The sequence below is a fragment of the Methanoregula sp. genome (assembly GCF_049510175.1).
Lineage (GTDB): Archaea > Halobacteriota > Methanomicrobia > Methanomicrobiales > Methanospirillaceae > Methanoregula.
On sequence record NZ_JBEKZF010000006.1, the window covers coordinates 1 to 22,061 of the forward strand.

At 51.2% G+C, this 22,061-nt stretch carries 19 protein-coding genes; 6 read left to right on the forward strand and 13 right to left on the reverse strand.

Annotated elements, in window-relative coordinates; genetic code table 11:
• Positions 1-338: 338 nt before the first annotated feature.
• Positions 339-836 carry a hypothetical protein gene (locus tag ABSG49_RS08840; RefSeq protein WP_424025763.1) on the forward strand — a complete coding sequence of 166 codons (498 nt, stop codon included), beginning with the start codon at positions 339-341 and terminating at the stop codon, positions 834-836.
• A 113-nt stretch (positions 837-949) separates the two neighbouring features.
• Here the strand turns inward: ABSG49_RS08840 and aroC are convergent, their stop codons facing one another.
• Genes aroC through ABSG49_RS08880 form a run of 8 tightly spaced genes read right to left on the reverse strand, consistent with a single transcriptional unit; the run spans position 950 to position 8,779 of the window.
• Positions 950-1,948, reverse strand: coding sequence for a chorismate synthase (aroC, locus tag ABSG49_RS08845; protein WP_424025764.1), 999 nt, complete (start codon positions 1,946-1,948; stop codon positions 950-952).
• On the reverse strand, positions 1,945-3,336 hold the full coding sequence (aroE, locus tag ABSG49_RS08850; protein ID WP_424025765.1) for a shikimate dehydrogenase: 1,392 nt from the start codon (positions 3,334-3,336) through the stop codon (positions 1,945-1,947). The genes aroC and aroE overlap by 4 nt, the downstream gene beginning before the upstream one ends.
• Positions 3,333-4,598, reverse strand: coding sequence for a 3-phosphoshikimate 1-carboxyvinyltransferase (gene aroA / locus ABSG49_RS08855; RefSeq protein ID WP_424025766.1), 1,266 nt, complete (start codon positions 4,596-4,598; stop codon positions 3,333-3,335). The genes aroE and aroA overlap by 4 nt, the downstream gene beginning before the upstream one ends.
• A complete protein-coding gene (locus tag ABSG49_RS08860) occupies positions 4,595-5,392 on the reverse strand; it encodes a prephenate dehydratase (RefSeq protein WP_424025767.1) in 798 nt (265 codons plus the stop codon). Before ABSG49_RS08860 ends, aroA begins: the two co-directional genes overlap by 4 nt.
• A complete protein-coding gene (locus ABSG49_RS08865; RefSeq protein WP_424025768.1) occupies positions 5,389-6,213 on the reverse strand; it encodes a prephenate dehydrogenase/arogenate dehydrogenase family protein in 825 nt (274 codons plus the stop codon). Before ABSG49_RS08865 ends, ABSG49_RS08860 begins: the two co-directional genes overlap by 4 nt.
• A 2-nt stretch (positions 6,214-6,215) precedes the next feature.
• A complete protein-coding gene (locus ABSG49_RS08870; protein ID WP_424025769.1) occupies positions 6,216-7,202 on the reverse strand; it encodes a 3-dehydroquinate synthase II in 987 nt (328 codons plus the stop codon).
• Positions 7,199-7,984, reverse strand: a complete 786-nt coding sequence (locus ABSG49_RS08875; protein WP_424025770.1) for a 2-amino-3,7-dideoxy-D-threo-hept-6-ulosonate synthase — start codon at positions 7,982-7,984, stop codon at positions 7,199-7,201. Before ABSG49_RS08875 ends, ABSG49_RS08870 begins: the two co-directional genes overlap by 4 nt.
• A gap of 3 nt (positions 7,985-7,987) precedes the next feature.
• Positions 7,988-8,779, reverse strand: coding sequence for a 2-amino-3,7-dideoxy-D-threo-hept-6-ulosonate synthase (locus ABSG49_RS08880; RefSeq protein ID WP_424025771.1), 792 nt, complete (start codon positions 8,777-8,779; stop codon positions 7,988-7,990).
• 531 nt (positions 8,780-9,310) lie between these two features.
• On the opposite strand from ABSG49_RS08880, the gene ABSG49_RS08885 reads away from it, so the two are divergent.
• Entirely contained in the window at positions 9,311-12,853 is a 3,543-nt protein-coding gene (locus ABSG49_RS08885) for a hypothetical protein (protein ID WP_424025772.1), read from the forward strand.
• 1,671 nt (positions 12,854-14,524) lie between these two features.
• Here the strand turns inward: ABSG49_RS08885 and ABSG49_RS08890 are convergent.
• Positions 14,525-15,193, reverse strand: coding sequence for a hypothetical protein (locus tag ABSG49_RS08890; RefSeq protein WP_424025773.1), 669 nt, complete (start codon positions 15,191-15,193; stop codon positions 14,525-14,527).
• A 126-nt stretch (positions 15,194-15,319) separates the two neighbouring features.
• Here ABSG49_RS08890 and ABSG49_RS08895 point away from each other — a divergent pair, with 126 nt between their 5' ends.
• On the forward strand, positions 15,320-16,012 hold the full coding sequence (locus tag ABSG49_RS08895) for a toll/interleukin-1 receptor domain-containing protein (RefSeq protein ID WP_424025774.1): 693 nt from the start codon (positions 15,320-15,322) through the stop codon (positions 16,010-16,012).
• 910 nt (positions 16,013-16,922) lie between these two features.
• Here the strand turns inward: ABSG49_RS08895 and ABSG49_RS08900 are convergent.
• Positions 16,923-17,777, reverse strand: coding sequence for an SAM-dependent methyltransferase (locus ABSG49_RS08900; RefSeq protein WP_424025775.1), 855 nt, complete (start codon positions 17,775-17,777; stop codon positions 16,923-16,925).
• Positions 17,778-17,987: 210 nt separating this feature from the next.
• Between ABSG49_RS08900 and ABSG49_RS08905 the strand changes: the two genes are divergently transcribed.
• From ABSG49_RS08905 to ABSG49_RS08915, 3 genes are all read left to right on the forward strand, one after another.
• Complete coding sequence (locus ABSG49_RS08905; protein WP_424025776.1) at positions 17,988-18,638, forward strand: flavodoxin family protein; 651 nt, start codon at positions 17,988-17,990, stop codon at positions 18,636-18,638.
• Positions 18,639-18,849: 211 nt separating this feature from the next.
• Complete coding sequence (locus tag ABSG49_RS08910) at positions 18,850-19,221, forward strand: hypothetical protein (protein WP_424025777.1); 372 nt, start codon at positions 18,850-18,852, stop codon at positions 19,219-19,221.
• 100 nt (positions 19,222-19,321) lie between these two features.
• A complete protein-coding gene (locus tag ABSG49_RS08915) occupies positions 19,322-19,693 on the forward strand; it encodes a hypothetical protein (protein WP_424025778.1) in 372 nt (123 codons plus the stop codon).
• A gap of 39 nt (positions 19,694-19,732) precedes the next feature.
• Here ABSG49_RS08915 and ABSG49_RS08920 read toward each other — a convergent pair whose 3' ends face one another.
• The 3 genes from ABSG49_RS08920 to ABSG49_RS08930 all read right to left on the reverse strand — a co-directional run bounded on the left by ABSG49_RS08920 (position 19,733) and on the right by ABSG49_RS08930 (position 21,915).
• Positions 19,733-19,993, reverse strand: a complete 261-nt coding sequence (locus tag ABSG49_RS08920) for a type II toxin-antitoxin system HicA family toxin (protein ID WP_424025908.1) — start codon at positions 19,991-19,993, stop codon at positions 19,733-19,735.
• Positions 19,993-20,214 (reverse strand): type II toxin-antitoxin system HicB family antitoxin, encoded by a 222-nt coding sequence (locus ABSG49_RS08925; RefSeq protein WP_424025779.1) that lies wholly within the window; start codon positions 20,212-20,214, stop codon positions 19,993-19,995. Before ABSG49_RS08925 ends, ABSG49_RS08920 begins: the two co-directional genes overlap by 1 nt.
• Positions 20,215-21,063: 849 nt before the next feature.
• Positions 21,064-21,915, reverse strand: a complete 852-nt coding sequence (locus ABSG49_RS08930; protein WP_424025780.1) for a TrmB family transcriptional regulator — start codon at positions 21,913-21,915, stop codon at positions 21,064-21,066.
• Between the last annotated feature and the right edge of the window lie 146 nt (positions 21,916-22,061).

Here is a 22,061-nt window from a genome sequence, read left to right on the forward strand (position 1 = left end):
TGACGAAGGAAGAAGAGAAAATATCGCCAGATATTTTCGGAATCTGACGAAGGAAGAAGAGAAAATATCGCCAGATATTTTCGGAATCTGACGAAGGAAGAAGAGAAAATATCGCCAGATATTTTCGGAATCTGACGAAGGAAGAAGAGAAAATATCGCCAGATATTTTCGGAATCTGACGAAGGAAGAAGAGAAAATATCGCCAGATATTTTCGAAATGTGGCGATGAGAGGATGACGGATGGCGACATTCGAAGAACAGTGCGTGTTCTTCTCGTGTCTCATCCCTTCGGGATTCGACACAAACCACAAATAGGAAAACACTGCAAGTCTTCCGGCATGAAGTCTTCCATCCTTGTGATCCCTGCACTCGTGGTCATACTCTTTATGCTCGTTTCAGGCTGCTCTTCAGACAACACGACACCCGCCGCAACAACTCCGGTATCGACGACAATGATCACGCCCTCTCCCACAACCGCCCCGACAGTGTCCGTGACTACCGCGGCAGTTAATCCGGATACCGGGCCTGTCCAGCTCATGCCCTCCGCACAACAGGTGAACCTGTTGCTCACAAAAGACCGCCCGACATCCAAAATATCATTACTCTACCAGGGCGGTCCGGGGGATATGTTTACCCAGAAGATCCTGATGCACCTGTATGCCGCTGACGGGACCTACCAGGAATTTGTGATGGATGACGGGAAGAAGAGGCCCGTACCGGGCGACGAGATTATTGCACAGGGAACCCGTGAGGGCGACCGGTGCGTGGTATACGTGATGTCTGCCGGTACCAGCTACAAGGTGATGGACGAGCAGGTATTTGCTGCCCGTATATAACAAAAATCCCTCCTCTTCTCTCTTTTCCCCGGCATCGTTGAGGAGCAGGTTCTATAGGATAATTTACCCTCTGGCCTTCGGCTGGATGGGTAAAAAAATGATCGTGGAGTGGCTCATTCACCTTTTGAACGGTACTTTGCCTGCTCCAGCACTGCATCGATCAGCACCAGCGCCAGCATCGCTTCAGCCACCGGGATAATCCTAGGGACGATGCAGGGATCGTGCCGGCCCTTGACCGTGATCTCTGCATCATTGCCGTGGATGTCAACGGTCCGCTGGGGCTTTGCGATGGAAGACGTCGGTTTCACCGCGATGCAGACGATAATGTCCTGCCCGGAGGAGATGCCCCCGAGGATGCCACCCGCATGGTTACTTAAAAACCCGTCCTTTGAGATGGGATCGTTGTTCTCGCTCCCGAACCTGCCGGCAACGGCGAACCCGTCGCCGATCTCGACACCTTTCACCGCACCGATGCCCATCATCGCGCCGGCGATTGCTGCATCCAGCTTGCCAAAGACCGGATCGCCAAGTCCTGCCGGGCAGCCGGTCGCAACGATCTCGGCAGTGCCGCCAACGGAATCGCCGGCATTCTTTGCCGCGAGGATCTCGGCCTCGATCTCGCCGGCCCCGGTCCTGCCATGGACTGATACGATCCTTCCGGAGACCGCGATCCCTTTTGTTGCGAGGTACTTCATGGCAATCGCACCGGCTGCCACGCGCCCGATGGTCTCGCGCCCGGAACTCCGGCCCCCGCCCCGGTAGTCCCGGATGCCATACTTCTGCTGGTACGTGAAATCTGCATGGCCCGGGCGGAAGAGCGTCCGGAGTTCTTCGTAATCATGCGGATGCGCCCCCTCGTTCTTCACCATCATCGCGATGGGCGTGCCGGTGGTCTTCCCTTCAAAGACGCCCGAGAGGATCCCGATACGATCGCGCTCCTGCCGGGGCGAGACCAGAGAGGACGTGCCCGGACGGCGGCGGTCGAGGAGCGGCTGGATGTCGTTTTCGTCCAGTGCCATGCCGGGTGGGCAGCCGTCGACTACTACGCCGACCGCGGCACCGTGGCTCTCGCCAAATGTTGTGATACGGAAATTCGTGCCAAACGTGTTCATGGAATATACTTCCTGAGGGTCTCCGGGGGCAAATCGATCCCGAACCAGAGGTAAAACTGTTCTCGTGCCTGCTCGACAAACATCCCGGTGCCGGTGATGGTTTTGCACCCTTTTGCCTGCGCCCGCTCGATCAGCGGCGTGACCGGCGGGGTATACACCAGGTCAAATACGGTGAGATCGGGATACAGCTGCTCCTCCGCAAGCGGGCTCCTCTCATCCGGCTCCATGCCGAGCGGCGTCGCGTTCACGACGAGATCCGGCCGGATACTGTCGAAGGTATCCCATGCTGCCCACCGGCAGCCGGCCCGCTGCGCGAGCAGCTTCGCATGCTCCGGGGTCCGGTTCAGGATCGTCACGTCCATGTCGAGGTCAACGAGTGCGTAGGCAGCAGCAGACGCAACCCCGCCGGCCCCGAGCAGCACCGCCTTTACGCCTTTCAGGGAGACGAGGGGCTTCCTGACTCCCAGCCAGTCCGTGTTGTACCCGATGGCAGACCCGCAGGAGAAGACCACCGTGTTCACGGCGCCGATCTGCTGTGCCGCGTGCTCGTCCACTTCGTCGAGCAGTTCCATCACGTCCTGCTTGAACGGGATGGTAACCGAGAGTCCCTTGACGTTGAGCGATCGCGCGATGCTCATGATCCTGCCGATATCCGGGTCCTCGAAGAACGTGTAGAAATTGTTGAGATGGAACTCGTCAAACAGCGCATTGAAGAGGTGCGGGCCCCGGCTGTGGGCGCAGGGATATCCCGCGACACCGAGTATCCTCATCTGCGGGTCTGCCGGCGGGTCTGCCAGGATCTGTTCAAGCCGCTGCAATGAAGGTGCCGGGATCCTCCCTCCCCGGAAGAAAGCAAGCCCCTCCGCCCGTGCTGCTGCGGTGGGGACGCCGGTCTTCAGCAGGCCGGCAATCTTCTCCGCTGCTGCCGCAGGGGTCGTCTCACTCGTATCGATGCAGAGATCGGACGAGGCGTAGTAATGCTGCCTCCGCCGGTCCATCATCTCCGCGATCTCCTCCCGGAGCGGCAGGTCCGTCAGGGGCGGGCGGGGCGAACGTACTATTCTCTGTTCGATGGTATCGATATCGGCAATGAGGAGGACGAGGCTGCTGTCTTTCCGGAGGTGTTCCATGTTTGCCGGGTCTACCACAGCACCCCCGCCAGTCCCGATGACGATATCGGCTGGCGGGAGGGAGGCGATCACGTCCCGCTCAATGTTCCGGAACCGCTCCTCCCCGTCTTCATGGAAGATATCGGGAATTGAACGCCCGGTCCTCTGTTCGATCAGCGTATCCGTGTCGAGGAACGGTACCCCGTTCATCTGCGCAAGCTGCTTCCCGATCTCGGTCTTCCCGGTCCCGCGGTAGCCGGTCAGTATGATTCTCTTCATGGTATGAGGTTTCCAAGACGGTCCCAGAACCCCGGGAACGATTTGTTCACGCACTCTGCATCCGTTATCGTTATTCCCCCGATCCCCAGGCCCAGCACGGCAAAACTCATCGCGGTGCGGTGGTCGTTGGCCGGGTCGATGGTCCCGCCATGCAGCGGGACGGGACGGATCGTGATCCGGTCGTCGCCAACGGTCACGTCACCGCCCAGTGCCCTGAGGCGCTCTGCTGTCCCATTGATACGGTCGCTCTCCTTGAACTTTAAATGACTGATACCGGTGATGGTGGTAGGAGAGGTGCAGATCGCAGCGACCATGCAGAGGGTCTGGACGGTGTCGGGGGATGCCGACATGTCGAAGCTGATGCCATGAAGATCCCCGGTACGCTCGACAGTTGCCGAGGTGCCTGAAAACGTCACCTTACATCCCATTGCCCCGAGCGCGTCAAGGAACCTCCGGTCGCCCTGTACGCTGTCGGGTACCAGGTTGTCAACCGTTACCCTGCCGCCACAGATCGCGGCAATGGCAAAGAAGTAGGACGCGGACGAATAATCGCCTTCGACCTGATACTCCCGGCCCGTGTAGCGCTCCGTGGTGCTGACACGGAAACGTTCATACCCGTTCCTCTGCACGCGGGCGCCGAATGCCTGCATCACATCAACCGTAATGTCGAGATACGATGCTGAAGCCGGGGGAGCCGGGATGATCACCTCCACTTCACCCCGGGCATAAGGTGCTGCGATCAGGATCGATGAGATGAACTGGCTGCTTATCGATCCGTCAATCAGGACACTGCCCCCGACAAGCCGGCCGCTGACCCGGAGGGGCGGGAAACCGGCCACGTCCAGGTAATCGACCGTGCCGCCAAGGGCAGCGAGTGCTTTTGCAAGCGGCCCGATCGGGCGTTCCTGCATCCGTGTGCTGCCGGTGACAACCACCGGGTGCCGGCAGAGGAGCGCGAGGGACGCCAGCAGGCGTAAGGATGTACCGGAGTTATCGAGATCGAGCGTTGTTGTCCGGGCATTCGGGATATCCCCGTTGCAGCCGCTTACGATAATCTGCCCGGGACGCTCGTTCACTTTTACCCGAAGCGCCCGGAGTGCGCCAACCGTCAACCGCGTGTCATCAGCATCCAGCGGGTTGTTGATGATTGTCTCTCCTGCAGCCAGCGCCCCGGCGATCAGTGCCCGGTGCGTGTAACTCTTCGATGGTGGTGCCGTTGCCTTCAGGTCAACGCTTCCCGTCCGCCGGATTGCCACGTTCATGGCGGGACCCCGATCTTCCGGTAACAGCCGAGTTCCTTGACCGTGGTGATCTTCTTCAGTTCTGCCAGCGCCCCGGCAGTCTTAAGAGACCACGAGAAATCCAGGAAGAAGACGTAGTTCCCGATCCCCCGCTTCGACGGCCTCGACTCGATCCTTGATAAGTTGATACCGCGGCTGGCAAACGCCCCGAGCAGGTCGTGGAGCAGCCCGGACCGGTCCTCATCCGGGTCGATGAGGATGCTGCATTTCTCCGGCCGTTTGTGCCGGGACGGTGTTGCGGCAATCCGGACAAAACGCGTGGTGTTCCACTCGCTGTTCTCCGTGTTCTTCACGATGATCGGCATATGGTAGAGCGCTGCTGCTGTTTCCGAGAGGATCGCGCCGGCATTGGGTGTCTTCCTGGCCTCGCGGGCGCTCGATGCATTGCTGCTCGTGTGGATGACCGGCAGGCCCCACTTCTCGATCATGTCACTGCACTGCTCGTCAGTCTGGGGGTGTGCGTAAATGACGCGCATCTCCTTCAGCGTGACCAGGGATGCAAGGTTGTGGCGGATTGGGAGGTACATCTCGGCCGTGATGAAGAGGGGGAACTTCGAGAGCCCGTCGAGGGTCTCGCCGACCCCGCCGGCCTCAGAGTTCTCCATCGGTACGATCCCGTCGCCTTCGCCGCGTGCCACGGCAGACATGATGCTGTGGATGGTGGGGAGGAGGACGATATTTTCAGCCTTCCCCGCCATCTTCAGGGCAAGTTCGTGGGAAAAGGTCCCTTCGGGCCCGAGCGTGATGATCTTCATTTATTCACCATGCACTCGATCAGGGCATCGGTCATCTTCTGTCCCTCGTCGCAGAAGGGGCCGAAGTCACGGTTGTTCCGTGTGAAAAATGCACGGAACAGTTCGGGGTCGTGCGAGCCGATGATCGCTGCAAGGTCTCCTGCCGATGACCGGCAGGCTTCGAGCACCTCCGGTATATAGGGGTTCTGCTGGAGGATGTCGGCATAGAGGTCCGGGTCCTGCGAGAGGAGCCGGCCGACAAGGGAGAGCTCGATCTGGTACACGGGGCTCGTGAACTCCCGCGTTGCGTCGATGTTCATGCCCAGCCGGCGGATGCTCTCGGCCATGCAGAGTGTGACATAGTGCGTGAGGCCCTGCACGACGGCCATCATCCTGTCGTGCTCCTCCGGCGTCGTGAGGGTGCACCGTGCACCCTCTGCCCGGAAGACTGCAACGAGCCGGTGAAGCAGGTGTTCCTCCACCCGTAAAGGGCAGACGATGATAGTCTGGCTCTTTAACGAACTGACCGTGGGCCCGAACATCGGGTGGAGCCCGACCACGTTTGCCTTCGATTTCAGCATCGCCTCAACAGGTTTAACCTTGAGCGATGTGAAGTCGCAGAGGAGCTGGTTCCGTGCAAGGAGCGGGACGATCTCCTCGATCACCCGCACGGTATCGCGGATGGGGACCGAGACGATGATGAGCTCGCACTGCCGTGCCAGATCCGCATTTGTCAGGATTGTTCTCCTGCCGCTCACCAGTACTTCGTACCCCGCCTGTTCGAAGACCGGGACGAAGAGTTGTCCCATCTTCCCGGTGCCGCCGATAATACCTGCCTTCATGATCACTTCTCGCGGATGGTCTCTTTGACCGCCATCCCAAAATGCCTGCCGCCTTCGAGTATGCTGCCGAGTATCGTGTCGCCGACCTTCAGCTGGACCACCGAGATCGCGTTGCCGTCCTCCCCGACCAGCCGGATCGTCTCGGCGTTCTGGAGGATCAGGCTCACCCTAGCCGGGCCGGCGGCTGCCTCAACGAGCAGCAGGGGGCGCCGTTCGATCTTGGTGCGGCCGATGACCGCGGAATGCGCCGTCCCTTTTGCATCGGAGACCAGCACCTGGCCTCCGATAATCAGGTCGGAGAGGTACGCCGTCTTCCCGTCCGGCATGAGGATATAGGCATGGACCGCCCCGGCATTCACCCGGAAGGGGCGGGGGGCCACGTAGGGGTTCTCGAGCGTCTCGGCATGGACGAGCAGCATCGCCGACGAGGTGTTCCCCATCAGCATGCCTTCCCCGTCCGACAGGATCGAGCAGGTGTCCACGCAGACCCGGTCGCCCATTCCCACCGGGTGGATCTTCGTCACCGTGAAGGGCACGAGCGCAACCGTGCCGGTGGATGCCTTCAGGAGCGCCCCCACCGACCTGACAACGGCCGGATCGCTGGTCTTCAGCAGGATGCCATACACCCCTTTCTCCAGCACGTGCAGGGCAAGTTCCGCCTCTTTTTTGTCTTTTACCCGGGCGACGATGTGGTCCGACTGGGCGACGAGGTTCTCGAGCGGGATCACCGTCCAGTCGCTCGTGGTGACGATGACCGGCTTGTTCTTTCCTGCCTGTGCCGCGGCATTCTCGCTCTCCTTGTCCGTGATCGTGCATTCAGCGATGTCAGTGCCCGGCCTGATGTCCCCGTCCGGCGCGATGGTCGTGATCCTCCCGAGCCTGCGGACATCCTCCGCCCGGTCAACGACGAGTGCATCCGCCCCGCTCTCGATCGCGGTGGTGGCGACCTCCTTGTTCCAGGGCCTGAGGTCAACCCAGAACTGCTTCATCTCTTCTTCCCCAGTGCCTTCTCCGGGTCGATATTGTCATGGACCACCTGGCAGAGCGCCCTGACAAATCCCCTGGTGTCCTCGCGCTGGAAGGCGTTCCTCCCCACGCAGACCCCTGCCCCGCCGACGGAGACCGCGTCCCGGATGATCTTGAGGGATTCGAGGTCGCCGGTCTTTTCGCCGCCGGCAATGAATACCGGCACGGAGCAGGCCTTCACGATCTTCCGGAAGGCTTCCGGGTCACCGGGGTAGTTGGTCTTGATCATGTCCGCACCCAGCTCTTCCGCTACCCGGACTGCATGCCCGACCGACTGGGGCGAGAAGGAGTCGATCCCCTTGCCTCTCGGGTAGATCATGGTGAGGAGCGGCATCCCCCAGCGGGTGCAGTCCCGTGCAACATTTGCACCGATCTCGAGCATCTTCGATTCGTTGGGCGAGCCGAGGTTGATATGGATCGAGACCGCGTCGGCGCCGAGTGCGATCGCTTCCTCCACGGTGCAGACCTGCACCTTGTCGTTCGGGTCCGGGTTGAGGGACGTGCTCCCCGAGAGGTGGATGAACAGGCCGATGTCGCGGCCGTGCTTCCGGTGCCCGCGCTTGACGAGCCCCTTGTGGAGCACGATCGCGTTCGCACCCCCGTCGCTCACGTCTGAGATGACCTTTGTCATATCCAGCAGTCCGTCAATCTGTCCCATCGAGAACCCGTGGTCCATCGGTACGATGACCGCCCGGTTCGTGTTCCGGTTGATGATCCTCTCAATCCTGATCTCCTTTCCAATCATTTTTTACACCTTCAGAATTTCCAGCGCTTCTTCAACGCTCTTGTTCTTGTGCACGATACAGGCCGCTGCCCGCACGAACTTGTCCGGGGTCCGGTGCTGGAAGGCGTTCCTCCCGATCGAGATCCCGGCCGCCCCGCCCGCCATCGCACCCTCGATTAATTCCAATGTTGTGCGGTCATCGGTCTTTGAACCTCCGGCCACCACGACCGGTACCGGGCATCCCCGCGTCACTTCGCGGAAACTCTCCGGGTCACCGGTGTATACGGTTTTCACAATGTCGGCGCCGAGCTCCGCAGCGACACGGGCCGCCAGCTTCACCTGCTCGAGGTCGTTTGCGGTCTTGATGTTCTTGCCCCGCGGGTACATCATCGCGAGGAGCGGCATGCCCCATTCCATGCACTCGACCGCGACCGCACCGAGGTCCTGGAGCATCTTCGCCTCGGACTCTGCCCCGATGTTGACATGCATCGAGACCGCATCGGCGCCCATCTTCAGGGTGTTCTGCACCGTGTTGACAAGCACCTTCTCGTTCGGGTCCGGCGCGAGCATCGTGCTCGCGGACAGGTGCAGGATCAGCCCCACGTCCCGGCCGCCCTGGCGATGGCCGTGGAGCGCGAGTCCCACGTGGCCGATCACCGCGTTCGCCCCGCCTTCCGCCACCAGGTTCACGGCCTGCCCGAGGTCGATGAGGCCCGGGATCGGCCCGTTCGAGACCCCGTGGTCCATCGGTACGATGACGGTCTTCTTCGTATTGCGGTTCATGATCCTTTCCAGACGGATTTCCTTTCCTCTCATAACAACAACAACCTCCCCCTGCATTCACACAAGTTTTGAGCGCAAACCAGAGGGCTTACTCAATACCAGAAATAAAAGCCAAAATAGCCAAAGACGCGATACGCGGACGTACCGGCGTCAAGCAATAGTTCAGAAACGGTTTTTACGATGCAGCGGGCGGGTGTTCTAACGGAGATAAAGACATTCACGGGCGAAAAGACCCTCATGAATGCGGTGGCACTCGTCCTGCATGCTCTATTTGTATTGGAGTGCTTGTATTTAACTGTGTGTGCTACAGTGTAGCACGGTCCGACTGGCTATTAAGCCAGGAGGAGGAGAAGAACCCGCAGGGTTCTTCGAAATGGCGGGAGTGTAGGAGGAAGGAAGTTTTGTTCGTTATCAGAGATTACCGAGAATTCCTCAGTCGAAACACGGTTGCCAAAGTTTTTTTGAATATCTTGAAGATGGCTAACCCTGACAATGATTAACCCTATACAATATTCGAAAGGTTAATCGCTTCATTTGTTAGAGAGAACATTACAGGATTGTCTAATGGAAGGATCGACGAAAAAGTTGAGTAATCCCTTATCAGTTAGCGGTAGTGGAGTTTATTTTGAAAATCATGTCCAATCCGCCTTTGCAGTGCTATTATTAACCGGTGGATATGCACCATGCCTTCCGTTACATCCGATTAAAAAAATCAAACTTCAAGGTAAGTATCTTGGGTATGATACAGACGATCTAATTATTTTTGTAAATGATTCAAAAGGATCTGAAACTAAAATATTGGGTCAAATTAAACATACAATCCAGATTACCAAGAATAATCCAATTTTTTCTGAAGTAATAGATGCCGCATGGAACGATTTTAACAACCCAAAAATTTTTAATTCCAATTCCGACGTTATAGCCCTTATTACCGGTCCATTAAGTGCAGCTGATATTGAAAATGTGCGTTGGCTGTTAGAGGAAGCCCGATATTCAGAGAATTCAAGCGATTTTATCAATAAAGTCGAAATGGCAAATTTCAGTAGTAAACTTAAAAGATCAAAACTTGAAGCCTTCAGAACACAACTGGAAAAATCAAATAAAGGAATGATTTCCGATGATCAATTGTGGTGTTTTTTAAAACATTTCTATCTGCTAGGATATGATTTGGATATTAAGACCGGAGTCACCCTTTCTCTTTTACATACCCTGATTGGTCAATATTCACCTGAAAATTTTCAAAAGATTTGGTATCAAGTCATGGATGAGGTCAAATATATTAACCAGAATGCTGGGATAATTACCAAAGAGACATTTCCGCACGACATCCGCGACGAATTCAAGGAAAAAGTATCAAAGACAATTCCCAAGAAATTCATTCCAACACCTCCTCCGAAAATTATCATAAATGTGGCATCAAGGAAGGATGCCTCGGATTTAGCTATTGCATTATTGATTGGTTCATGGGACGATTCATCTGAAAAAGATCGGGAAGCCATCTCGTTGATTGCAGGTTCGCCATATCGCGATTGGATAAAAATAATACGAGAAGCCGCATCCCAACCAGAATCACCATACCGATTGAAAAATGGTAAATGGTACATTGATAACCGCCTTCAATTATTGGATAAGTTTGGCCCGAGCATATTTGATGAATATCTGGATCGTTTTTCGGAAGTAGCAATAACGGTTCTCGGAGAAAATGATCGAAAAATCGATTTACCACCTAATGAACAGATCATCGCAGGAATTGAAGGAAAAGTACTTACTTATTCCACATTTTTACGAAAAGGTCTTGCAGAAGGTTTGGCAATTATTGGAAGTTATCCTGCATCTTTTAGCTCATGCTCGATTGGAAAAAGTGAGACAACGGCAACAATTACGGCAAGAAAGATCTTATCAGAAACCGATTGGATTCGATGGGCAACACTTAATGATCTATTGCCATTATTAGCGGAATCCTCTCCACAAGAATTTCTTGATGCTGTCGACAAAGCGATGGAATGTAATCCTTGCCCATTTGAATCGATGTTTGCTTACGAAAGTTCGGAAATTTTTGGTAGAACATACATGGCCGGACTCCTTTGGGCTCTTGAAACGCTGGCATGGGATCCAGAATATTTAGTTCGGTCTGTTATTACATTAGGTGAACTTGCCGTCAAGGATCCTGGAGGGAGATGGGGAAATCGACCACGCAATTCTTTGACTGCAATATTTCTACCATGGCTTCCCCAGACATGTGCGCCGATGGTAAAAAGAAAAATTGCCATTAAAACGTTAATACAAGAACAACCCCAAATCGCATGGGAAATTATAATTTCCCTATTGCCACAATCTCACCAGACAACATCAGGTTCACGAAAACCTGAATGGCGCAAATTTTTGAACGAGGGCTGTGAAAAAAGAATAACCAAAAAAGAATATTGGGAGCAAATTCGTTATTATTCGGAATTGGCAACGAAGCTCGCAAAACAGGATCCTAAAAAAGTGGAAATCCTGATTGATCATATCGAAAAATTACCTCTTAAATCGTTTAATGATTTGTTAAAATATCTAAGCTCTAAGAAAATTTTATCATTACCCGATGCTGCCAAACTTCCTCTTTGGGATAAACTAACTCATGTCGTTTCTAAACATAGAAAATATGCAGATACCGAATGGGCCATGAAACCCGAGATCGTAGATAAAATTGCATCGGTTGGAGACAAAATTTCCCCATTATCTCCGTATTTCTATCATCAACCACTTTTCAATGCGAGAACAGCCTTTGAACTATTCGATGATAAATTATCTTTTGAAGAACTACAGCAAAAAATGGAATATCTCCATCGAAAAGCAATTGAGGACATTATTCAATTTGGGGGAGTTGATACAGTAATCAAATTTGCCGATGAGGTAAATGACGCGTTGAGTGTGGGCGTTTCACTAGGTTCCCTCATATCTGAACATGCCGACGAAAAAATACTTCCATCTTTACTAGAACCTATTGGAACACCACACGCTCGATTCGCAGAAGGATATGTAAGAGCCCGATTTTATTCTTTGAAATGGGGATGGGTTGACAATTTTGAAATGTCGTTGTGGTCTCCGACCCAGATAGGATTATTTTTAAGCTATTTACCCAGTTCCTCTGAAACCTGGAGCCGTGTTTCTCAGTTGTTAGGTGAGAATGAAAAAACATACTGGGCCTCTGTGAATGCGTCGTTTATCAAATTAGATGAAAATAATTTGAAATTTGTTGTAGAGCGCCTTGTGAAATATGATAGATCCAATGTTGCGATTTCACTCCTTTTTTTTAAATGGAACCAAACAAAAATTTTGAATCCGGAATTAACCACTAAAACTCTATTGGCGTCGATAAATTCAATAAAAGCTCTTAGTCAAATTGATGAATATGAAATATCAGAACTTATTAAAGCGCTTCAAGATGATTCCGGAACAAATCCAGAAGATCTTTTTTCAGTTGAATGGGCATATCTGCCGCTCATAGATCATCCCGGAAGTCGTGTTTCTGCCAAATCTCTCGAATCCAAACTTGCAAATGACCCAAAATTCTTCTGTGAAGTTATTCGCACCGCTTTCCGATCCAAGAAAGATAAAGATAAACCTGTTGAATTAACAGAAAAAGAGAAAATTATTGCGTTGAATGCTTATCGCTTGTCGGATGGATGGAAAATCCCGCCAGGAACAAAATCTGATGGAAGTTTTGACGGAGATGGTTTAAAGAAATGGTATAATGCCGTTAAAAAAGAATGTATGAAATCAGGTCATCTTGAAATTGCGATGATTCACTTCGGACAAGTTCTTATTTATACACCGAAAGATCCCGATGGTTTATTCATCCATCGTTCTGCCGCAAAGATTCTAAACGAAAAAGATACTGAAAATATTCGAGAAGGATTTAGGGTTGCGCTCCTCAATTCACGAGGTGTTTTCACTTACTCTGAAGGTAAAGAAGAAAAAAAACTCGAAGATAAGTATAGACAGGATGCTGAACAAGCTGAGTCTCGGGGGTTTTTCAGGTTAGCAGAAGCCCTGAAAAAACTTGCTAAGTCATATGAACACGATGCTGAACGGGCGGAAAAAGTTGACCCATTTGATCTCTAATATTATCTAAAAGATTGATTACCGAGATTTCTGTCAACTTTTAAGAAGATGAGAAAGTGCCCAATCCGAAGATAAATACGTCACTTTCCGAAGACCTGTCAGAACCATTGGATTCTGAGTATGAATGGCGAAACCTTTGACTGGAATCGGTGCAATTATCCCTCCGACCCGGAGAAAATCGTCCACCCCATCCTAATCCTCCGTTGTGAAATCCTGATTCTTAAAGCCCCTTCTCTCAAATCAGCCCCCTTTTTTGCAGTTACATTTCTAACTAGGCATTAAGAGAATAATTGGCAACCTTTTGAATTAATTTCAAATTGTATCTAATTATCTTTTATTTTAGAACAGAATTTCTAAATAGGTTTTGAGCAAATGGGATTTATGGATTTTTCCTTAATGGCGATCTTTTTCTTAGTGCCATTAAACTTCCCGTTTTTTTTCATATCTCTACTATTAATATCCCAAATTTCGCCAATGTTTCTCCCATTTTTACCGATTCTTAAAGTGTTTGGAATCCTCGCGTTGGTATGGATAGATCTTGTATTGATTATTACAATTGCCCCTCTTTTAGTTGCTCTAATATGGGTGCCACAAATTTATGATAGCGTTTTTAATCTCGGTATCTATCATAAAATATCAAAAAACAAACCTGATTCCTATCCATTATGCGCATCGGGGGAACGTTTCTCCAAAAAAATTTGGAAGGTTTTCGGCGCCAATATTTTAATCATTTTCACTCTGTGTCTAGTCTTGGAGTACATTTACAATTCCTTTCAGTCAGCTACCAACCCTTCATGTTGTATAAATCAAAGTATTGCGAGTATCTCCACATTACACAATCCAATCGACCCTGTTTTCATTCCAATCCTTCTATCAATTCCAACATTACTTCTGACTTTGAGAATTTTAGCGAATCCAACACGCAATTGGATAACAGATTCTCCGAAATTACCCGGACTTCTATCATTTTTAAGTTATGATGTTTATTCGAAATCGCTAACCCCGGATCTATTAACTATCAAAAAAATTCGTTTTTTTAAAGATCAGATATGCTCATTTTATTTCTCTTTTATTGTTGGAACTCTGGTTTTACTATATTTTAGTATAATTTACTCTGTTTTTTCTATCCCCAACTATAACATTATGGTGCTAATCGAAACATTTCGTCCAAAAATGGATCTTCCTTCCATTATCTTCTTTATTTTTACAGAAATGATCATAATCATAATAACCACTATCGCTGGTGAGTTATATTTAAAAAAATACGAACCAATTGACCAAATATAACCGAGCGAAACGAATTTTCTTAAAAATTTCAAGGTTTACCCCCATCTTTATTCCAAATCCGATCGGAAAATCAAATCTGAATGGAGCGAGACCCCTCTCCACAATCCCGGGCGACGCCATCAGGTCAACTGGCAGGGGAAGGTGGGTAGGGGCGATGATTCCAGTACTCGTAACCCTTGAACATACAATTCGAGGAGGCCCACCCCACACCGGCCCGGCTACAGCCCCGGCGCCTGTAGCGATTTCCTCCCACCCCCTTCAGGTGTCACTCGGCCGCCTCAATGGGGCCTCATTGGATAGATTGTCGGTTTTGAGATTTTTCCGTTAATTGACCAGCTATAGAGTTCCCTGAGAAAAAACAAATCCTTCCATCTAAAAAGTTTTTTAAAATGCTTTCTCGTCTATGTAGCTAGTTTTTCGTAAAAGTTTCCTAAAAATTGCGATATAATCATTTAATTCAATTATTACCGGTAAATCTTTTTCATCAAGACTTATTGGCAAAATCCATGCCCATGAGGGTAATTGAAAATTATCAGAAGTAAGAGCTACGACTTTTTCGGCAAACCCTAGCGTATGTACCCATTCATTGGATAATCGCTCATATACTCGATTTAATTCGGATTCTGTTCCGGTATCTTTTCCCAAATCAACTAACAATTGAGAAATTGTCTTTCTGGGTTTCTGTTTTTTTAAAAAAATTTTATAATTTTTCATCTGTTCGATAAAAAAATCTTCATTTGGAAATTCTTTTTCGGCATAATGACAAAATGCTAATGATTCAAATAAAAATCGTAGTTCTCGGAAGCAAGCTGGAAGATTCCCAGTTAGCCGATGAGTATTAATAGCATATGAAGAAGGTAATAGAATCGGATGTGAGAAGAAATATTTTGATGATTTGGTCCACAAATTTTTATTTTCAGATTTTTGTGAAATAATGTCTATTGCATCATTTATTAATTCAATAACTTCATCATTTTCAAGATTTGATTTTAAAAAATTTTCATTTTCTTCCATTCTTTCAAAAGCATACTCAGTCCACTTCTGCTGCGGCATAATTCAGATAATGATTAATCATATGAAAATAATTTCTAAATTTCCAAACATTCTTTTTGTGGATCAATAGAGGTTGTTGAGAAATTTTCGAAAAATTAATTGATAATAAAAGAATATATTATATCAATGTCCCATATTTTCGTTTCCCATAGCCAAAAAGATAAAGAAATTATTTCCCTATTCTCGATGGCGTTTGGCTCTACTCCCGTTCGAGCCGTTTTCATGGAATTTGAAAAAATGATGGATGGGAAAATTGTAAATCCCGAGGATATCCGAAACCAAATAAAAAATGCAACGGCAGTGTTTATTTTATTAAGTAAAAATGTGAATGATATTTCTCACACCCGAGATTGGATTGTATGGGAATCTGGGTTAGCGGCGTCTCTCGGAAAAGAAATTTGGGTTTTTGAACCAACATCGGATTTTGGTAAGATTAATGTTGTAATACCGGGATTCACTCATTTTGTTCCGATTGATGTGGATATTAAACAGTCGCTTGCATATTTACGTGCAATTATTGAATCGTACGATGATTCTCAAATGCTTTCAAGTGCAGCGGCATTTGGATTTCTTGGTGCGATTGGCGGAACAATGTTAGCATCCCCACGTCAGCGGGAAGATGCAGCGGTTGCTGGAGCAGCTCTTGGCGGTTTTTTTGGATTAATTATGGGGACAAAACAAAATCTTCGACCTATGGGAATAAGCACACAATGTATCTACTGTAAAAGAGTTTACCATGTTCATGTTCCTTTTGAGTATGAATTCAGGTGTCCTGGATGCAATAACAATCTTCGATTAATCCAAACAGGACAAACATAAGATTTTTCCGGTAATTGCTCCACCATAGGAACACTTTCACAGGGACTGCAGCACCCCTCCCAATTTTTTACCGGCCCCCACTCCCTCATCATGCCAGGGGGGGTCTCCCGCATACCCCCCCACCTCTCAGCTACAACACCCCATTCACCCCCTCCGCCCGTCTGAGCTATGCAGCCCGACCCCGTGATGGAGGGGGGGGGTCCCCCTCAGCCAAACACAAAGCGGGTGGGGGGGTCTGATCGATTCCGGAGACAAGGGGGAGGGGGGGTATGCCGGATACCCCCCACCTCAATTTTGGGAAGTACGCAACATTGCACACCGGATTTCATGGGCATTTCCCGCGGCTGCCGGCGTAAGGGGGTTCGCGGGATGGCTACGCAGAAATGATAAGGGGGGGTATGATCCGGCCAAAGGGGGGGAGGGGTATCAGCCATACCCCCCCACCCCATGCCAGGGGGGGTATGATCGAATTTAAAAAATAATGGAGGGGGGGTGTCCGGCAGACCCCCCTTCACATTCATGGATCCCGCCCCGCTCGCCCACTCCACCGCCCCTGAGCTCCGCCTCCCAAAAACGCAGAGGATTACAGCGCCACGGAAAATCTCCCGTGGTCTGGAATCCTAATCCGGATCGTATCGGCCCCCCCCGGTTATGCCATAGGAGGGGGGTACCTTCCCCCACCCCCACCATCATGCCGGGGGGTCTCATCCGGTTTTGAAAAAAGGTGGAGGGGGGTGGGGATCCTACAAAAATTTTAGGCAGGGGGGTGGTACCCCCTACAGCATCAACGGTTCGGGTTGTTGCATGGGTATTCCGTATTTAAACCCGAACTCACAATTTGACGACCCGCCGGGTGCAGCTCAGCCGCCACGGCCGTTGACAATCCGCCGAATATCCCCGCTGCCTCACATCACCGCGCCATCAGCGCGAACACACCCCATCCAAGGTATTCGCGCGTATACGTGGCGTAGCGTTTTGGTTCCAACGTCAGTCTGGCCCTGACATCTTTCGCGAAGCCGTCGTCGGGATTCGCCTCGAGCCACCGGCGCATGGTGAGCCACTTGGCTGCTTCGTACCTGTCCCAGCCTTCCTGGTCAGCCAGAACCATTTCCACAACGTCGTAGTTGAGGTCGCTAAAAGATGCGAGAAGTTCCGGAAGCATGAGAAAGTCGGAGATTGCATTGGCACCGCATCCCCGGGCAACATCTTCCGTCGGGGGTACCTGCAGCCAGTAGGGCTCGCCGATGAGGATGATTCCTCCGGGGCGGAGACTCTTCGCCAGAAGCCCGATGGTGCCGACAACTCCCCCGCCGATCCACGTGGCACCGAGGCAGGCTGCCACACCGACCTTTTCGCCGGCAACGTAGCCGGCAGCGTCGCCGTGGATGAACCCGACCCGATCGGCGACTCCGAGTTCTTCAGCCCGGAGTTTTGCCTGCCCGGTGAACAACTGGCTCATATCGATGCCGATGCCGGTGATCCCGTAATCGCGTGCCCAGGTGCACAGCATCTCGCCCGAACCGCTGCCGAGGTCGAGCACACGAGTCCCCGTTTCCAGGCGCAGCGCTGCGCCGAGAGTGGCGAGATTTTCCGGTGTGAACGGGTTATGGATGCGGTGAGCACTTTCGGTAATGGTGAAGATACGTGGGATGTCCAATATACAACCTCCTTTACTAAGTTGTGGAATTATAGGAATATACCGACATCGCATCCCCCCGTAGCCCCTCCGCCCCTCGCGTTCCGTCTCAAAGAATACCTGCGGCATTCTTCTCAAGCTCTTGCTGCCATTCTGGCAGCAATCGCTCTCCCAAAACCACAGCAGATTATTGCGCCACGGAAAATACGGGTATCAATCGCGATCCCGTGTGATATTCCTGTCGGGCTCTGAGTAAAAATTACGGCATCTTTCCCTGCACAAAAAAAAATTCCTGCCACATCCTCACCCTTTTATCCCCGCAAACCCCAACAGCCATCTATGAAACTTCTTGCATTCAACGGGAGCCCCCGGAAAAAATGGAACACCGCACAACTCCTTGAGCATGCACTGGAAGGTGCGGAGTCGGAAGGGGCAAAGACAAAACTCTACCACTTATACGACCTTGACTTCACCGGCTGCATCAGTTGTTTTGCCTGCAAGCGGGCCGGCGGGAAGAACTACGGGCATTGCCCGGTGAAGGACGATCTTAAGCCGATCTTCGAGAAGATTGAGAAAGCCGACGCAATCCTGATCGGCTCGCCCATCTACTATGGGATCACGACGGGTGTCACGCGCTGTTTCCTTGAGCGGCTGATGTTCCAGTACTCCGTCTACGATGCGGAGCGGTCCTCGCTGTTCGGGAGAAAGATCCGGACTGCCTTCATCTACACGGCCGGGGCAACGGCCGAGATGGTAAAAGAGATGGGTTTTGACCGGTACGCAAAAGGTACGGAGATGGCAATGGAGCGGATCTTCGGATCGTGCGAGTCCTTTTTTGTCACCGACACACTGCAGTTCGAAGATTATTCGAAGTTTGTTGCACCCCGGTTTGATCCTGAGGCAAAGATGAAACGGCACAAGAAACAGTTCCCGCTGGATTGTAAGAAGGCGTACGAACTTGGAGCCCGGCTGGTCCGGGAAGATTCATAACCGGAATATCCGGATATTCCTGCTGCCTTCAAGGGCCTGGTTCACCCCGGTCCCATCCCGTTTTTGCAAAACCCGATCTCGAAAATTCGCGCCCCGTTTACTCCCAACCCAAGGTTTCCATCCCCGGATTTCCCTCCGGAAAATTTATTCAGCCAAGCCCATTTCCTATAGCAGTCACATACATCTTGTCAAATCTGACAGGTTCGTTAGAATGTTGAGAGTCATCAAACTCGAAACAAGAGAATGCTTCAGCGTCATCAGACCTGAAGCAGGAGAAGATCGAAATTTTCTCCTGAACAGAGTTCTTCGAACCTGGAGGAAGAGAAAGGAGGCATCAGCCGACCTTCGAAGGGAAGCCGATGACGAGGAGCAGGTCACAGAACCGGAAAATGAAAGCGGAGAATCCCCCGAAGGTACCTTTCAGGTACCTTCAAACAAAGCGGTCAACAAGCCCCGATCCTTTCGGATCGCCCGCACCGCGCTCGGTTTTCCGGAAATATCGTTCTATAATAAAAGCGCTTTAAGTATCCAGATCTATAAAATTGATGTCACGGGGCCCTTTGACGAGTTCGAAGAACGCTGACGCGTTCTTCTCATCCTCTAGGTTCTAACGAACCTATCGGAAAAACAAAAAGGAGGTAACACATCATGAAAGTACAAACAAACCAAGAGAGGCGCCCCCCATGAGCCGCGGCCCCCGCCCACACCGGGCGCTGGCAGAAGCGATCCCGATCGCAAAGGCGCGTGGCATCGTCCAGCTCGTGATGAGCGGGCCGGAGCGGATCTTCGACATCGCGATCATATCGAAGATCCCGGTCACGTTCAGCCGGGTCATGTTCGCGCCGGAGATCCTCGCGACCATCCAGCAGCTTGCCGAAGATTTCAAGGAAGAGATCGCCCAGCTCCGGATCATTGCCCGGGATAAGGCCATTACAGCCGAGCTCTGGCTCCGGTCAAAGCACGGGACGTGGCGGTTCTTCCTGGTGACGCCGAACTCGCTGGTCGAGATCGACCGCGAGGGGAAGCCGGTTGTGTCGGGACAGACGCTTGGGTGAGTCGGCTGGAAATTTTTGATTTTTTTTTATCCCGGACTATCAGGCCGGCACGGTAGCAGTCAGATTAATTTTTGTATTTTCTGAACGCTTCAGAGAATTCCTGAGTGTCATCTCGAGATCGTCACGGATAATTTTTCTTATGAGCCCCTTCGGGAGATCCTCGCCCGCGTGGACGGGGATGGTCGTATACCTCCCGTCGTCCGATTTCATACGGACATAGGAACCACGCTGACGGATGGTGGAAAAACCGATATGTTCAAGAAAAGCGACAAGTTCCTTCCCGCTCATGACGGGAAGCATCACGCACCCTGTACGATCTCGACCTCACGAAATCCGACGAAGGTGTTGAGAGATTCCGGTTGCGAATCTTCCATGCAGAGCTCGATCGCTTCCTTGATCCGTGCAAGTGCTTCGTCAATGGTCTTGCCGAAGGTGTGGCAACCTTTAAACTGCGGGCAGGATACGATGAAGATCCCGTCCTCATCCGTTTCGATAATGATGGGAACATGGATCGTTTTCATATAATTATCATCAGGTATTCATGCATTAATTCTTTTTTGCTGCCGGCACCGGTACCATTTTTTGGTTAAGTAATCCCTGATAATCCTGAATCATCGGGAACGCCGGTTTAGTACGGCCGGAAAATTTTTTTGATTTTTTTTGCTGCGGATTTTTTGTAAATTTTTTCCGGAGAAATTTTTCGTGAGATTTTTTCCGGAAATTTTTTGCGGGCGGGAAATTTTCCGCTAACCGGCCCAACGCACAGGGCTCCGGGTTGTTTGGATCGAGCCGGGTTCATACCTCATCGTGGATGCCCGGGACCTGACCTTCTTACCTCAGGGCCTAGCGAGTTTCCTCCGTCGGAGAGCAGAATCGTTCACTTCCCAAAGATCCCCGGGGAATTCTGGCACACCGGAGTCCGCTGCAGCCCCGGTTGTACCTCTTTTCCCCCGGCCCCCTGTTTCATGAGGTCATAATTCCCAAAAACGCGGAATCCGGGCCGGAACAATTGGGTGGTCTCCGGCGGGAATGGGAGCGGTCATATATAGCAACGTTACAGGTGCCGAAAGCAGGGACGGATGTAGTTCCGACGTGAACGGGTCCTGCCGGCGGGGGTCCGATCTCTCCGATATAAAACCGTGTGGGTTCCTACTCGCGATGTGCATGGAGCATCGTCGGCCTCATCCCCGGCTTGCCGTGCCCCCAACGTCCACCGGCCCAGCCACCGCGCCCCGGCGCCGGCAGAGATATGCTCCCACCCGGGATAGCCTGGCCGCAACACCGGGGCCTGCTCACTTATTATTGGGTCTTTGGTTTTCCTGCATCGCTCAGATCAATTCCGCGATCTTTGTCCAAAAAATGGGGTCAGGTTATTTTTTCATCTTTGGAGCGTGATGTGGGGGAAACGGTAATTTCTCCCCTTCGGTAAACCGCTTCCAGTTGAGCTGGCTGAACATTTTCATCTGGAGTACAGCCCCTTTATTCCTTGTATTGAGAACCGAAACACTACCGGAGATAAATGGCGGGACCATGAGACTCTCCTCATCATCGATAAAAAGTTCAAGAATATTTTCCACGTCCATCTGATTGTGTAACTCTTCGAATTCCGGCGGGGCAAATGGCGGAGGAACTCTGAATTGCGCCGTGGTAATTACATGGATATCCGCATTTTTTTCCGGAAACCGTTTCCGCAGTTTTTTCTCAAGATCAGGATTGTCTGAGATTACTATAAGATGCAATGAGATAGTCCTGATTTTGATATTCTCAATAAAGGGAAGGTACCTCACTCCTATCATGCAGTTGATCTCACGTTTTGCCTTGCCGAAGAGTTCACGGATTTTATATTCAATATTGGCATCCCCGTAAATGGTCCAGAGGGCATCCTCTTTATCGGTGCGGACTTTCTCTTTTTCCAGCACCCGGAGTGCCTGAAGTGCCCGATCCGCTGATTTCCGGTGCCTGCCCATCAGGAGGTCGATGGTCATCTCGGGGGAGATTGCGCTGTACCGGGCCGGTTTTGTAACTCTTTTTACTGCAAGTCCCATCTCCGAAAGATGATCCAGCGCCTCATACACACTCGGCTTGGATATTTTCAGAAAATCCACAAGCTCCTTGGCCTCTGCATTGTCGTACAGAACCAGCGCGGCGTATACGCTTGCCTCATAATTGGATAACCCGAGATCGTTGAGCGATTTTATGAGGGGCTGGGAAATGCTCTCCATCAAGTAACCATGCTCGTTCAGTTGTTAAAAAATTTACTTCTTCTTTGGATACCTTTTTATGAATGTGCGTTAAACTTTACAATATAAGTAGTAAAAAAAAATACTACTACATTCTACCAACGATTGAGGAAGTGCGAATGTTCAGA